This is a genomic window from Roseateles sp. P1_C6 (assembly GCF_056406315.1).
In genome coordinates this window covers 501,598-515,909 of the sequence record NZ_JBFUAK010000001.1, presented here as the reverse complement: position 1 = coordinate 515,909, position 14,312 = coordinate 501,598, and the positions used below count along the sequence as shown (strand labels likewise).

The window sequence follows — 14,312 nt, the reverse complement described above, 5'->3', positions numbered from 1 at the left end:
GCGCCCCGGCGACTGACAACCTAGGGTCATCCCTGCCCGCTACAATCGCAGGCTTTGTCCAATACAGCCCTTCAGGAGAATTCCATGGCGATCGAAACCACCCTGTCCATCATCAAGCCCGATGCCGTGGCGAAGAACGTCATCGGCCAGATCTACGCGCGTTTTGAGGGCGCCGGCCTGAAGATCGTCGCCGCCAAGCTGGTGCAGCTGTCGCGTGCCGATGCCGAGGCTTTCTACGCCGTGCACAAGGCCCGCCCGTTCTTCAACGACCTGGTCAGCTTCATGATCTCCGGCCCGGTGATGATCCAGGCGCTGCAAGGCGAAGGCGCGATCCTGAAGAACCGTGACCTGATGGGCGCGACCGACCCGAAGAAGGCCGAGAAGGGCACCATCCGCGCCGACTTCGCCGACAGCATCGACGCCAATGCCGTGCACGGCTCCGACGCCGCCGAGACGGCCGCCGTCGAAGTGGCGTTCTTCTTCCCGGGCATGAACGTCTACGCTGCCAAGTAAACCCCCAACGGGGTCGGTGACCCCGGCCCAGGAAGCTCGCATGGACGCGGTCAACCTGCTCGGATTCGATCTGCAAGGGCTGGCCGCCTACTGCGAGCAACTGGGCGAAAAGAAATTCCGTGCGACCCAGCTGTTCCGCTGGATCCACCAAAAGGGAGCGTCGGACTTCGAACAGATGTCCGACCTCGCCAAGTCCTTGCGCGAGAAGCTCAAGGGCCGCGCCCACATCAGCGCCCTGGCCGTCATTTCCGAGCACGTCTCGACGGACGGCACCATCAAGTGGCTGTTCGACGTCGGGAACGGCGACGCGGTCGAGGCCGTGTTCATCCCCGAAGACGACCGTGGCACGCTGTGCATTTCCAGCCAGGCCGGTTGCGCCGTGGGCTGCCGCTTCTGCTCCACGGGGCACCAGGGCTTCAGCCGCAACCTGACGACGGCCGAGATCACGGCCCAGCTCTGGTTTGCCGAGCACAACCTGCGCAAGCGCCTGAACACCGACGAGCGCGTCATCTCCAACGTCGTGATGATGGGCATGGGCGAGCCGCTGCAGAACTACGACCAGTTGGTGCCGTCACTCAAGACCATGCTGGACGACCATGGCTACGGCCTGAGCCGGCGCCGCGTGACGGTGTCGACCTCCGGCGTCGTGCCGATGATCGACCGCCTGCGCGAGGACTGCCCGGTCGCGCTGGCCGTCAGCCTGCATGCGCCGATCGACCCGCTGCGCGACCAGCTCGTGCCGCTGAACAAGAAGTACCCGATCGCCGAGTTGCTGGACGCCTGCAACCGCTACCTGGAGAAGGCGCCGCGCGACTTCATCACCTTCGAGTACTGCATGCTGCAGGAGGTGAACGACACGCCGGAGCTGGCGCATGCGCTGGTCAAGCTGCTCAAGGGCAAGGTCAGCTGCAAGATCAATCTGATCCCGTTCAACCCCTTCCCGGCGTCGGGCCTCACGCGCAGCACGAATGTGCGCGTGCAGGCCTTTGCCGAGGTGCTGATCCAGGCCGGCATCGTCACGACGGTGCGCAAGACGCGTGGCGATGACATCGACGCGGCCTGCGGCCAACTGGCGGGTGAAGTGCAGGACCGCACCCGCGCGCATATCCGCATGGTCAGGGCACCCGTCACGGTGGCCAAATCGGACTGATGTCCACCGCCGAGATTCCGATGAAGCGATTGCTGACCGTTCTGACCGCCGTCCTGTTGACCGCCTGCGCGACCACGGGCACCGCGCCGACCGCGGAGCGGGAGATCAAGACCGATTCCGACCAGACCGACGGCGACCGCCGCGCCGGCATTCGGCTGGAGCTGGCCCAGGGCTATTTCTCGCGCGGCCAGTTCAACACGGCGCTGGACGAGCTCAAGCTCGCGCTGCAGGCCAAGCCCGACATGCGCGAAGCCGTGAACCTGCGCGGCCTGATCTACGGCGCGATGGGTGAGAACCAGCTCGCCGAAGAGGCCTTCCGCCGCGCGCTGGTCGTCTACCCGAACGACCCCGACACGCTGCACAACTACGGTTGGTTCATGTGCCAGCAGCGGCGCTGGGAGACGGCCGACGCGCTGTTCGACCAGGCGCTGGCCCAGTCGACCTACCGCGCGCCGGCGCGCACGCTGCTGGCCAAGGGCGTCTGCGAGGCGCGCGCCGGCCGCATGCTGGTGGCCGAGAAGACGCTGCAGCGCGCCTTCGAGCTGGACCCTGGCAGCCCGGCCGTCGCGGTCAACCTGTCCGAGGTGCTCTACCGCAACCGTGAGCTGGAGCGCGCGCGCTTCTACGTGCGCCGCGTCAACGGCCAGGCCGACCAGGTCAACGCGCAGAGCCTGTGGCTGCAGCTGCGCATCGAACGCAAGATGGGCAACGCCGCGCAGGTGGAAGACCTGGCCCAGCAGCTGCGCCGCAAGTACCCCCAGTCGCCCGAGACCCAGTCGCTGGACGCGGGTCGCTACGACGAATAAGCCGCGAGCAGCGGTCGACAACAAGAAGAGACGATGGAACCCATCTCCGAGGGATTCGACGGACGCACCAGCCAGGCCAGCAGCGCTGGTGCCTGGCTCAGGAACGCCCGCCAGCAACGCGGCCTGCACATCGCCGCGCTGGCCGTCATGCTCAAGGTGCCGCAGGCCAAGCTGGAGGCGCTGGAGGCCGACCGCTTCGACGAGCTGCCTGACGCCACCTTCGCGCGTGCGCTGGCCACGGCCATGTGCCGCGCGCTCAAGGTCGACCCAGCACCGGTGCTGGCGCTGCTGCCGCGCACCGGCCAGGCCTTCGACGTGCGCCCCGGCCTGAACCAGCCCTTCCGCGAGCGCGGTGGCCCGGTCGACGGTGGTGCGCTGGCCGTGCTGAAGCGGCCCGTCGTCTGGGGCCTGGCGCTGCTGCTGCTGGCCGCGGCGGCCGTCTACTGGATTCCCGCCGGCTGGTTGCCCGAGCGTGGTGAGACAACGGCCGCAGCCCCGGCCGCTTCGGGCACGGTGGCCGCGGCCAGTGCGCCGGTGGTCGAATTCATCCCGGCGCCCGCGGCGCCCGAGCCGTCGTCGTCGTCGGTGCCCGTCACCGTGGACGCGCCCGCGCCGCTGCCGGTCGCGTCCGCGCCGCTGCAGGTGCGTGACGTCGCCCCGCCGCCGGCGGTGGCGGCCTCCGTGCCTGCCGGCCAGGCGCTGCGCGTCACGGCCACGGCGGACAGCTGGGTCGAGGTCGTCGACGCCAAGGGCCAGATGCTGCTGTCGCGCGTGCTGCGCCAGGGCGAGCAGCAGGATTTCGGTGGCGCAGCACCCTACAAGTTGCGCGTGGGCAATGTCAGCGGCACCCGCGTCGAATGGCGCGGCGCTGCCGTCAACCTTGCCGAGCGCGCCAGCAACAACGTCGCCCGTCTGGAGTTGAAGTGATGAGCGAACTGATCATTCCCGAAGCCATGCCGGCCCCGCGCCGCAGCCGCCAGGCCCGTGTGGTCTGGGGCAACCGTGTCGTCACCGTGGGCGGCGACGCGCCGGTGCGCGTGCAGTCCATGACCAACACCGACACGGTGGATGCCATCGGCACGGCCATCCAGGTCAAGGAGCTGGCCATCGCCGGCTCGGAGATGGTGCGCATCACCGTCAACACGCCCGAGGCGGCAGAGCAGGTGCCCTACATCCGCGAGCAACTCGACCGCATGGGCATCGACGTGCCGTTGGTGGGCGACTTCCACTACAACGGCCACCGCCTGCTGACCGAGTACCCGGCCATGGCGCAGGCGCTGTCCAAGTACCGCATCAACCCCGGCAACGTCGGCAAGGGCGACAAGAAGGACCGCCAGTTCGCGATGATGGTCGAGGCCGCGGCCAAATACGACAAGGTCGTGCGCATCGGCGTCAACTGGGGCAGCCTGGACCAGGAGCTGCTTGCGCAGTTCATGGACGAGAACGCCAAGCGCGCGGTGCCGTGGGACGCCAAGCCGGTCATGTACCAGGCGCTGGTCGAGTCCGCGCTGACCTCGGCCGCCTATGCCGCCGAGCTGGGCCTGAACCCCGACAACATCATCATCAGTTGCAAGGTCAGCGGCGTGCAGGACCTGATCTCGGTCTACCGCGAGCTGGCTCGCCGCTGCGACTACGCACTGCACCTGGGCCTGACCGAAGCCGGCATGGGCACCAAGGGCACGGTGGCTTCGTCGGTCGCGCTGGGCATCCTGGCGCAAGAGGGCATTGGCGACACGATCCGCGTCAGCCTCACGCCGCAGCCGGGCGAGTCGCGCACGCAGGAAGTCGTCGTCGCGCTGGAGATCCTGCAGGCGCTGGGCCTGCGCCACTTCAACCCCAGCGTGACCGCCTGCCCAGGCTGCGGCCGCACGACCAGCACGACCTTCCAGGAGCTGGCCAAGCAGATCGACGACTTCCTGCGCCTGCAGATGCCGGTCTGGCGCAACAAGTACCCCGGCGTCGAGGAGATGAAGGTGGCCGTCATGGGCTGCATCGTCAACGGCCCCGGCGAAAGCAAGCATGCCGACATCGGCATCAGCCTGCCCGGCACCGGCGAAGCGCCGGCCGCGCCCGTCTTCATCGACGGCCAGAAGGCGCTGACACTGCGCGGCGACAACATTGCCAACGAGTTCCACGCGCTGGTCGAGAACTACATCGAGAAGCGCTTCGGCGCCACATCTGCTGCATGAGCGACAAGCCCAAGATCCTCCCCGCCGTGAAGGGGATGAACGACATCCTGCCGAGCAGCGTCACCCGCAAGGACAAGCTCCCCAGCAGCGAGCTGTGGAGTTGGTTCGAAACCACGCTGCGCAGCGTGCTGCAGCGCTATGGCTACCAGTACATGCTGACGCCCATCGTCGAGCCCACGGCGTTGTTCGTGCGCGGCCTCGGCGAGGTGACCGACATCGTCGAGAAGGAGATGTACTCCTTCACCGACAGCATGAACGGCGACCAGTTGACGCTGCGCCCCGAGGCCACGGCCGGCATCGTGCGCGCGATGGTCGAGCACAACGCGCTCTACAACGGGCCGCTGCGGCTGTGGACCATGGGACCGATGTTCCGCCACGAGCGCCCGCAAAAAGGCCGCTACCGCCAGTTCAACCAGCTGGACGTCGAGGCGCTGGGCTTTGCCGGCCCGGACGTGGACGCCGAGATCATCCTGATGGTGCGCCGGCTCTGGCAGGCGCTGGGCCTGGTGGTCGGTGAGCACGTGCGCCTGGAGCTGAACTCGCTGGGCCAGCCGGCCGAGCGCGCCGCCCATCGGGAGGCGCTGATCGCCCACTTCGAGGCGCATGCCGACAAGCTCGATGAGGATGGCAAGAAGCGGCTGCACAGCAACCCGCTGCGCATCCTGGACAGCAAGAACCCGGCGATGCAGCCCGTCATCGAGGCGGCGCCCAAGCTGATGGACTTCCTGGGCGACGAGACGCTGGCGCACTTCAACGCGGTACGCGCCATCCTCGACGCGGCCGGCCTCGAATACCGCGTCAACACGCGCCTCGTGCGCGGCATGGACTACTACAACCTGACCGTCTTCGAGTGGGTCACCGACCAGTTGGGCTCGCAGGGCACGGTCTGCGGCGGTGGCCGCTATGACGGCCTGTTCGAGCAGCTCGGCGGCAAGCCGACGCCGGCCGTGGGCTTTGGTCTGGGCATAGAGCGGCTGCTGCTGCTGATCGACGAGCTGGGGCTGCCTGTGCCGTCGTCGGCGCCCGATGCCTACGCCATCCTGCCCGACGCGAGCGCGCTGCCGCAGGCGGTGGGTGTGCTGGAGGCGCTGCGCGAAGCCGGCGTGAGCGTGCAGATGCATGCCGGTGGCGGCTCGTTCAAATCGCAATTCAAGAAGGCCGACGCCTCGGGCGCTCGCTTCGCGCTGGTCTTCGGCGCCGACGAGCTCGCACGTGGCGAGGTTGGCCTCAAATCCCTGCGCGGAGGCCCCGAACAGGTCGCCCGTCCGCTCGCCGACGTGGCCTCCTGGGCCACCGAACTGCGCACCGCATAATCCCGGGCCTTGCCCCGCACAGCAGTCTTCCTCTCATGGCATCGCATCTCGACCTCGAAGAACAAGAACAACTCGACCAGCTCAAGGCTTTCTGGAAGCGCTGGGGCAATCTCATCACCTGGCTGCTGACCGCCGTGCTGGCCGCTTTTGCCGCCTGGCAGGGCTGGAACTGGTACCAGCGCGACCAGGCCGCCAAGGCCGCCGCGATGTACGACGAGTTCGACCGCGCCTTCGCCGCGCAAGACCTCGACAAGGCCGCCGCCGCCGCGGGCGACCTGAAGGCCCACTTCGCCAGCACCGGCTACACCGCGCAGGCCAACCTGCAGGTCGCCAAGCTGCAGTTGGACAAGGGCAAGGCCGACGATGCCAAGCAGAGCCTGAGCTGGGTTGCCGAGCAGGGCTCGGAAGGCCCTTACCGCGACCTGGCGCGCCTGCGCCTGGCCGGCCTGCAGATCGACGCCAAGGCCTATGACGAGGCCACCAAGACGCTGGACGCGGTCAAGTCCACCGAGTTCGCCGCGCTGGTCGCCGACCGCCGCGGCGACGCGCTGCTGCTGCAGGACAAGCGCGATGCCGCCAAGGCCGAGTACCAGAAGGCGCTGGCCGGCCTGGACAAGAACCAGGACTACCGCCGCATCGTCGAAGCCAAGCTCGCCACGCTGGGCGTGCCCACCGCCGTCGACGCCACCGGAGCCCCGCAATGAAGCGCGCCGTCCTGATCTCCCTGCTGGCCGTCTCGCTGTCGGGCTGTTCCACCATCAGCTCGACCTGGAATTCCTGGTTCGGCAGCGACAAGGGCAAGCCCGCCGCGCTGGAAACGCTGTCCGGCCCGGCCACGGGCCGCATCGTCTGGAGCGCCAAGGGCGACAACATCAACTTCCCGCTCAGCATCGCCACGCCGGCTGACCGCTTCGTCGTCGCCGGCACGGACGGCAGCGTGCGCGCACTGGCCGCCGCGGACGGCCGCGAGCTGTGGCGCGGCGAGGCCGGCGCCAAGCTGCTGGCCGGCATCGGCAGCGATGGCCGCTTCGCCGCCGTCGTCAACCGCGACAACGAGCTGGTCGTGCTGGACGCCGGCCGCGTGGTCTGGAAGAAGGCGCTGCCCACGCCCGTCATCGCCGCGCCGCTGGTGGCCGGCGAACGCGTCTTCGCGCTGACGCTGGACCGCCAGGTGATCGCGTTCGACGCGCTCGACGGCCGCAAGATCTGGGAACTGAAGCGCCCCGGCGAGCCGCTGACGCTGGCCAAGGCCGGCGTGCTGCTGGCCTACAAGGACACGCTGATCGTCGGCCAGGGCTCGCGCCTGGCCGGTGTCGACCCGCTGAAGGGTCAGCTGCGCTGGGAAGCCAGCGTGGCCACGCCGCGCGGCACCAACGAGGTCGAGCGCCTGGCCGATCTGGTCGGCCCGGCCGTGCGCCAGGGTGACGTGATCTGCGCGCGCGCCTTCCAGTCCTCGGTCGGCTGCGTCAACGCCGAGCGCGGCAGCGCGCTGTGGAACCGCGTGGTCGGTGGCACCAATGGCATCGGCGCGGACGACCAGGTCGTCGTCGCCGGCGACGCGTCGGACCGCTTGTCCGCCTGGAAGCTGGCCAACGGCGACTTGGCCTGGTCGGGCGACCAGTTCCAGCACCGCAAGCTGTCGGAGCCCGTGCTCGTCGGCAAGCAGGTGCTGATCGGCGACTACGAAGGCCAGGTCCATCTGCTGGACCGCGAGACGGGCAAGACCCGTTCGCGCCTGGCCACCGATGGCTCGCAGGTCGTGTCCGTGGCGCTGCTGGGCGACACCGCGCTGGTCGCGACCAAGAGCGGCGGCCTGTTCGCGATCAAGGCCGAATGAAACCCGTCATCGCTTTGGTCGGCCGCCCCAACGTGGGCAAGTCGACGCTGTTCAACCGGCTCACCAAGTCGCGCGACGCCATCGTGGCCGACTTCGCCGGGCTGACGCGCGACCGCCACTACGGTGACGGCCGCCTGGGCGACCGCGAGTTCATCTGCATCGACACCGGCGGCTTCGAGCCCGACAGCAGCACCGGCATCGTCAAGGAGATGGCCAAGCAGACCAAGCAGGCCGTCGCCGAGGCCGATGCGGTCATCTTCGTCGTCGACATCCGCTTGGGGCTTTCGGCCCACGACAGCGACATCGCCCGCTACCTGCGCAGCGTCAACAAGCGCGTGCACCTGGCCGTCAACAAGGCCGAGGGCATGAGCGAGTCGCCGCTGCTGGCGGAGTTCCATGAGCTCGGCATGGGCGAACCGCACCCGATCTCGTCGGCCCACGGCCAGGGCATACGCAGCCTGCTGGACGCCGTGCTGGAGCCCTTCGAGGACGCCAGCGAGGAGTACGGTGCCGGGCCGCAACAGGACGGCGTCATCCGCCTTGCCGTGGCCGGCCGCCCCAACGTTGGCAAGAGCACGCTGATCAACACCTGGCTGGGCGAGGAACGTCTCGTCGCCTTCGACATGCCCGGCACGACGCGCGACGCGATCGCCGTGGACTTCGAGCGCAACGGCCAGAAGTTCAAGCTCATCGACACCGCCGGCCTGCGCCGCAAGGGCCGCGTGTTCGAGGCCATCGAGAAGTTCTCGGTCGTGAAGACCTTGCAGGCCATCGCCGACGCCCACGTCGTGCTGCTGCTGCTGGACGCCACGCAAGGCGTGACCGACCAGGACGCCCACATCGCCGGCTACATCCTCGACAGCGGCCGCGCGGTGGTCGTCGCGATCAACAAATGGGACGCCGTCGACAGCTACCAGCGCGAGACGCTGCAGCGCCAGATCGAGCAGCGCCTGGCCTTCCTGAAGTTCGCGCCGCTGCACAACATCTCGGCGCTGAAGCGCCAGGGCTTGTCGGCGGTCTGGAACTCGCTGGCCGACGCCTATGCGTCGGCCTACCGCAAGATGACGACGCCCGTGCTGACCCGCCTGATCGCCGAGGCCGTGGAGCACCAGCAGCCCAAGCGCTCGGGCGTGTCGCGCCCCAAATTGCGCTACGCCCACCAGGGCGGCCAGAACCCGCCCATCGTCGTCATCCACGGCAATGCGCTGGACGGCGTCACCGAGGTCTACAAGCGCTACCTCGAAGGCCGCATCCGCGCCCACTACAAACTGGTCGGCACGCCGCTGAAGATCGAGCTACGTTCCTCGAAGAATCCCTTCGACGAAAAGACCTAGCGTGACGCCCGGTCACGTGGGGGCGCTGTGTTAAGGTCTTACCCGTAGTCCCCCACCCCCCGATAACTCGGAGCATACCGATGAGCAACAAAGGCCAACTTTTGCAGGACCCCTTTTTGAACCTGCTCCGCAAAGAGCACGTGCCCGTCTCGATCTACCTGGTCAACGGCATCAAGCTCCAGGGCCATATCGAATCCTTTGATCAATACGTCGTGTTGCTGCGCAACACGGTGACTCAGATGGTCTACAAGCACGCGATCTCCACCGTCGTGCCGGGCCGCGCTGTCAACTTCCACGCTGGCGACGCTCCCGCGGACGCCTGATCCCCGCCCCCTTGTCCTCGACCCCTGCCCACGCCGCGACGCCGCCCTCCGAGGCGGCGCGCGCCATTCTTGTGGGTGTCGATTTCGGTCGTCACTCCGCCGCCCGCGGCTTCGATGAAAGCCTGGACGAGCTGGCGCTGCTGGCCGAATCCGCCGGTGACACGCCGGTCGCCAAGGTCATTGCCCGCCGCGCGGCGCCCGATGCGGCGCTGTTCGTCGGCTCCGGCAAGGCCGACGAGATCAAGCTGTTGGTGGACGCCCACCAGGCGCACACCGTGCTGTTCGACCAGGCCATCTCGCCGGCCCAGCAGCGCAACCTCGAACGCGTGCTGGGCGTGCCGGTCGCCGACCGCACCGCGCTGATCCTCGAGATCTTTGCTGCCCGCGCGCAGAGCCACGAGGGCAAGCTGCAGGTCGAACTGGCCCGCCTGCAATACCTGGCCACGCGCCTCGTGCGCCGCTGGAGCCACCTGGAGCGCCAGAGCGGCGGCATCGGCATGCGCGGCGGTCCCGGCGAGGCCCAGATCGAGCTGGACCGTCGCATGATCGACGACCGCATCAAGCAGACCAAGGAGCGCCTCAAGCGCGTCCAGCGCCAGCGCGGCACGCAGCGCAAGGCCCGTTCGCGCAACGGCGTCTTCAAGGTCTCGCTGGTCGGCTACACAAATGCGGGCAAGAGCACCCTGTTCAATGCGCTGACCAAGGCGCGCGCCTATGCGGCCAACCAGCTGTTCGCGACGCTGGACACGACGACGCGCTCGCTCTACCTGGAGCAGGCCGGCGGCAGCGTCTCGCTGTCCGATACGGTGGGCTTCATCCGCGACCTGCCGCACAAGCTCGTCGAGGCCTTTCGCGCGACGCTGCAGGAGGCGGCCGACGCCGACCTGCTGCTGCACGTCGTCGATGCGTCCAGCCCCGTGCTGGAGGAGCAGATGGTCGAGGTCGAGAAGGTGCTGGCCGAGATCGGCGCGGCCGACGTGCCGCAGATCCTGGTCTACAACAAGCAGGACCTGCTGGCCGACGACCAGCGCCCGCGCGAGGTCGTTGATGCCGTGTTGCGCAACGCGGGCGGCACCGGCCCCACGCCGCGTGTCTTCGTCAGCGCCGTCGATGGCAACGGCCTGGCCGAGTTGCGCCAGCTGATCGCGTCGGCCATGCAGACCCAGCCCTTGATTCCCGACGAACGGGACCCACGTTTCGACGCTGATCCGTTGGACGACCCCGAGCCCTCTTCCTCAGAAGACCCCTCCCAGGCATGAGCAGCACTTCCCACACCCCGCCCCGCAGCCCGTGGGCTCGGCGCCTGATGACGCCCCTTGCGCGCGCCGCAGGCCGGCTGCTGAACAACGGTCGCAACGACGGCCCGCCCGACCTCGACGAGCTCTGGCGCGACTTCAACCGCAAGCTCTCCGGCATGTTCGGCGGCAAGTCCGGCGGACCGACCGGCGGCAGCGGCTCCAGCGGCGGTCCCGACATGAAGGGTGCCGGCATCGGCGTGGGCCTGATCGCCGGCGTCGTCGCCTTGGGCTGGCTGGCCAGCGGCTTCTTCATCGTGCAGGAAGGCCAGCAGGGCGTCGTGACGTCCTTCGGCAAGTACAGCAAGACGGTCGAGGCCGGCTTCCAGTGGCGCCTGCCGTATCCGTTGCAGCAGCACGAGATCGTGTCGGTCACGCAGCTGCAGCAGGTCGAGGTGGGCCGCAACTCGGTCGTCGCCGCGACGGGCCTGCGCGATTCGTCCATGCTGACGCAGGACGAGAACATCGTCGACATCCGCTTCACGGTGCAGTACACGATCAAGGATGCGCGCGACTTCCTGTATGAAAACCGCGAGCCGAAGGATGCGGTGATGCTGGCCGCCGAGTCGGCGGTGCGCGAGATCGTCGGCAAGAGCACGATGGACTCGGTGCTCTACGAGCAGCGTGACGCGATCGCCACTGACCTCGTCAAATCCATCCAGGCGCAGCTTGACCGGCTCAAGGCCGGCATCCTGGTCAAGAACGTCAACGTGCAGAGCGTGCAGCCGCCCGAGCAGGTGCAGGCTGCGTTCGAGGACGCGTTCAAGGCCGGCCAGAACAAGGAACAGACCAAGAACGAGGCCCAGGCCTACGCCAACGACGTTATTCCGCGTGCTCAGGGCGAAGCCGCCAAGCTGCGCGAACAGTCGGAGGGCTACAAGGCCCGCGTCATCGCCACGGCGGAGGGTGACGGGCAGCGCTTCAAGAGCGTGCTGACCGAGTACCAGAAGGCACCGCAAGTCACGCGTGACCGCATCTACATCGACACGATGCAGCAGGTCTACAGCAACGTCAGCAAGGTCATGGTGGACAGCAAGAGCGGATCCAACCTGCTCTACCTGCCGCTGGACAAGCTGCTGCAGCAAGGCAGCAGCGGCAGCGTGACCGTGTCCGCGCCCCAGCCCACCACCGTGCCCGAGCCGCAGGCCGTGCCTGGCTCCAACGACCTGCGCAGCCGCGACAACCAGCGCAGCCGCGACGGCCGCTGATCGAGGATCATCCGAATGAACCGTATTGCCGCCATCGTCGCCGGCGCCCTCGTCATCCTGATGCTGTTGTCGTCGATGCTCTTCATCGTCGACCAGCGGCAATTCGCCGCCATCTATGCGCTGGGCGAGATCAAGGAAGTCGTCACCGAGCCGGGCCTGAAGTTCAAGCTGCCGCCGCCGCTGCAGAACGTCGTGCTGCTGGACCGCCGCGTGCAGACGCTGGACAGCCCCGAGTCGCGCCCCATCTTCACGGCCGAGAAGAAGAGCCTGGTCATCGACTGGCTCATCAAGTGGCGCATCGCCGAGCCGCGCCAGTTCATCCGCAACAGCGGCTCGGACATGCGCAACATCGAGAACCGCCTCGCGCCCGTGGTGCAGGCGGCCTTCAACGAAGAGGTCACCAAGCGCACCGTCATCGCTGTGCTGGCGACCGAACGCGAGAAGGTCATGAACGATGTGCGCAAGCGCCTGACCGACGAGGCCAAGCAGTTCGGCATCGAGATCGTCGACGTGCGCATCAAGCGCGTGGACTTTGCGTCGAGCATCACCGACTCGGTCTACAACCGCATGAAGTCTGAGCGACTGCGCGTGGCTGCCGAGGCGCGCTCGACCGGCGCTGCCGAGGGCGACAAGATCCGTGCGGACGCCGACCGTCAGCGCGAAATCATCGTCGCCGAGGCCTATCGCGACGCACAGAAGACCAAGGGCGAAGGTGACGCCAAGGCTTCGGCGCTGTACGCCGAAGCCTTCGGCCGCGACCCGCAGTTCGCGCAGTTCTACCGCTCGCTGGAGGCCTATCGCAGCAGCTTCCGCAACAAGAGCGATGTGATGGTTGTCGACCCCAGCAGCGACTTCTTCAAGGCCATGAGGGGAAGTTCGGGCGGCGCCGGCGCCGCCCCTGCCGCCGCGCCCGCGCGCAAGTGAGCGAACTGCTGAGCGCGCTCGCGCTGGTGATGGTCATCGAGGGGTTGATGCCCCTGATCAGCCCGGTGCGATGGCGTGAGGTCTTCAGCCGCATCCTCGCGCTGAGCGACGGCCAGATCCGTTTTGTCGGCCTGGCCAGCATCCTGATCGGCTTGTTCGGACTGCTGTTGTTGCGCTGATCCGAAGCGTCGAGGGCCAGAGGGCGCCGGTACAATGCCGTTTTTAACCGCCTAGCCCGCGCCCATGACCTCTGCTTGGCTGCTGCCCGAGCACATCGCCGATGTCCTGCCGTCGCAGGCACGCCGCATCGAAGAGCTGCGCCGCGAGCTGCTCGACATGGCCCGCAGCTATGGCTGCGAGCTCGTCATCCCGCCGCTGCTGGAGCACCTGGATTCGCTGCTGTCCGGCACGGGCAGCGGCTCCGAGATCAAGCTCTTCAAGCTGGTCGACCAGCTGTCCGGCCGCTCGCTCGGCCTGCGCGCCGACACGACGCCACAGGTGGCCCGCATCGACGCGCATCTGCTGAATCGCCAGGGCGTGACGCGCCTGTGCTACTGCGGCCCGGTCGCCCACACGCGGCCCGACGGCCTCAACACCAGCCGCGAGCCGCTCCAGTTCGGCGTCGAGATCTACGGCCATGCCGGCCTGGAAGCCGACCTGGAAGTGCATGAGCTGGCGCTGGACGCGCTGCGCCGCGCCGGCCTCAGCGATGTCATGCTGGACCTGGGCGACGCACGCCTGCTGCAAGGCGTGCTGGACGGCATCAAGCTCGCACCCGAGACGCTGGAAGCGCTGACTGCGGCGCTGGCCGCCAAGGACCTCTCCGCGCTGTCCGCGTTGAGCGCCGATCTGCCCGCGGTCACGCGCGAGGCCTTGCTGGCCTTGCCCAGCCTGTTCGGCGGCCGCGAGGTGCTGGCCGAGGCCGCACGTCGTCTTCCCGATCATCCGCTCGTCAGGGCGGCGCTGGCCGACCTGGACTGGCTGGCCGGCCACCTGGCCGCCGTCCACCCCGAGGTGGCGCTGGGCTTCGACCTGGCCGACCTGCAGGGCTATGCCTACTACACCGGCATTCGCTTCGCGGCCTATGCGTCGGGCTGCTCCGACGCCGTGCTGCGCGGCGGGCGCTACGACGAGGTCGGCGCTGCCTTTGGCCGCCGCCGCCCGGCGGTCGGGTTCAGCCTGGACCTGAAGACGCTGGTGGCGCTGGCACCTGTCTCGCCGCTGCGCGCGGCCGTGCGTGCGCCGTGGGGCGAAGACGCCTCGCTGCGCCAGGCCGTGCGCGCCTTGCGCGAGCAGGGCGAGACGGTGGTCTGCGTGCTGCCCGGGCATGAGCACGAGGCCGATGAATTCGACTGTGACCGCGAACTGGTTCGCGAGCACACTGACTGGGTCGTCCGAGCGCTCTGAGCGCGGGCGGCCC

At 68.2% G+C, this 14,312-nt stretch carries 15 protein-coding genes; all 15 read left to right on the top strand.

Annotation, left to right across the window (positions count from 1 at the left end):
- Positions 1-84: 84 nt before the first annotated feature.
- The 15 genes from ndk to AC1D29_RS02040 all read left to right on the top strand — a co-directional run bounded on the left by ndk (position 85) and on the right by AC1D29_RS02040 (position 14,299).
- A complete protein-coding gene (gene ndk, locus AC1D29_RS02110) occupies positions 85-513 on the top strand; it encodes a nucleoside-diphosphate kinase (protein WP_348011985.1) in 429 nt (142 codons plus the stop codon).
- A 40-nt stretch (positions 514-553) separates the two neighbouring features.
- On the top strand, positions 554-1,663 hold the full coding sequence (gene rlmN, locus AC1D29_RS02105; RefSeq protein WP_477894236.1) for a dual-specificity RNA methyltransferase RlmN: 1,110 nt from the start codon (positions 554-556) through the stop codon (positions 1,661-1,663).
- 20 nt (positions 1,664-1,683) lie between these two features.
- Entirely contained in the window at positions 1,684-2,469 is a 786-nt protein-coding gene (gene pilW, locus AC1D29_RS02100; protein ID WP_477894235.1) for a type IV pilus biogenesis/stability protein PilW, read from the top strand.
- 33 nt (positions 2,470-2,502) lie between these two features.
- Positions 2,503-3,396 carry a RodZ domain-containing protein gene (locus tag AC1D29_RS02095; protein WP_477894234.1) on the top strand — a complete coding sequence of 298 codons (894 nt, stop codon included), beginning with the start codon at positions 2,503-2,505 and terminating at the stop codon, positions 3,394-3,396.
- On the top strand, positions 3,396-4,658 hold the full coding sequence (gene ispG, locus AC1D29_RS02090) for a flavodoxin-dependent (E)-4-hydroxy-3-methylbut-2-enyl-diphosphate synthase (protein WP_477894233.1): 1,263 nt from the start codon (positions 3,396-3,398) through the stop codon (positions 4,656-4,658). The genes AC1D29_RS02095 and ispG overlap by 1 nt, the downstream gene beginning before the upstream one ends.
- The gene (gene hisS, locus AC1D29_RS02085; protein ID WP_477894232.1) at positions 4,655-5,971 is read left to right on the top strand and encodes a histidine--tRNA ligase; all 1,317 of its coding nucleotides are present in this window, start codon (positions 4,655-4,657) and stop codon (positions 5,969-5,971) included. The genes ispG and hisS overlap by 4 nt, the downstream gene beginning before the upstream one ends.
- A 35-nt stretch (positions 5,972-6,006) precedes the next feature.
- Complete coding sequence (locus AC1D29_RS02080; RefSeq protein WP_477894231.1) at positions 6,007-6,675, top strand: YfgM family protein; 669 nt, start codon at positions 6,007-6,009, stop codon at positions 6,673-6,675.
- A complete protein-coding gene (gene bamB, locus AC1D29_RS02075) occupies positions 6,672-7,808 on the top strand; it encodes an outer membrane protein assembly factor BamB (protein ID WP_477894230.1) in 1,137 nt (378 codons plus the stop codon). The genes AC1D29_RS02080 and bamB overlap by 4 nt, the downstream gene beginning before the upstream one ends.
- Positions 7,805-9,142 (top strand): ribosome biogenesis GTPase Der, encoded by a 1,338-nt coding sequence (der, locus tag AC1D29_RS02070; protein WP_477894229.1) that lies wholly within the window; start codon positions 7,805-7,807, stop codon positions 9,140-9,142. Before bamB ends, der begins: the two co-directional genes overlap by 4 nt.
- A gap of 80 nt (positions 9,143-9,222) precedes the next feature.
- Positions 9,223-9,465, top strand: coding sequence for an RNA chaperone Hfq (hfq, locus tag AC1D29_RS02065; RefSeq protein ID WP_056198163.1), 243 nt, complete (start codon positions 9,223-9,225; stop codon positions 9,463-9,465).
- An 11-nt stretch (positions 9,466-9,476) separates the two neighbouring features.
- Entirely contained in the window at positions 9,477-10,724 is a 1,248-nt protein-coding gene (gene hflX, locus AC1D29_RS02060) for a GTPase HflX (protein WP_477894228.1), read from the top strand.
- Between the two features lie 47 nt (positions 10,725-10,771).
- A complete protein-coding gene (gene hflK, locus AC1D29_RS02055; RefSeq protein WP_477894227.1) occupies positions 10,772-11,968 on the top strand; it encodes an FtsH protease activity modulator HflK in 1,197 nt (398 codons plus the stop codon).
- Between the two features lie 15 nt (positions 11,969-11,983).
- A complete protein-coding gene (gene hflC, locus AC1D29_RS02050) occupies positions 11,984-12,892 on the top strand; it encodes a protease modulator HflC (protein WP_477894226.1) in 909 nt (302 codons plus the stop codon).
- Positions 12,889-13,071: a DUF2065 domain-containing protein gene (locus AC1D29_RS02045; protein WP_477894225.1), complete on the top strand. Its 183-nt coding sequence runs from the start codon at positions 12,889-12,891 to the stop codon at positions 13,069-13,071. The genes hflC and AC1D29_RS02045 overlap by 4 nt, the downstream gene beginning before the upstream one ends.
- 64 nt (positions 13,072-13,135) lie before the next feature.
- A complete protein-coding gene (locus AC1D29_RS02040) occupies positions 13,136-14,299 on the top strand; it encodes an ATP phosphoribosyltransferase regulatory subunit (RefSeq protein ID WP_477894224.1) in 1,164 nt (387 codons plus the stop codon).
- Positions 14,300-14,312: the final 13 nt, after the last annotated feature.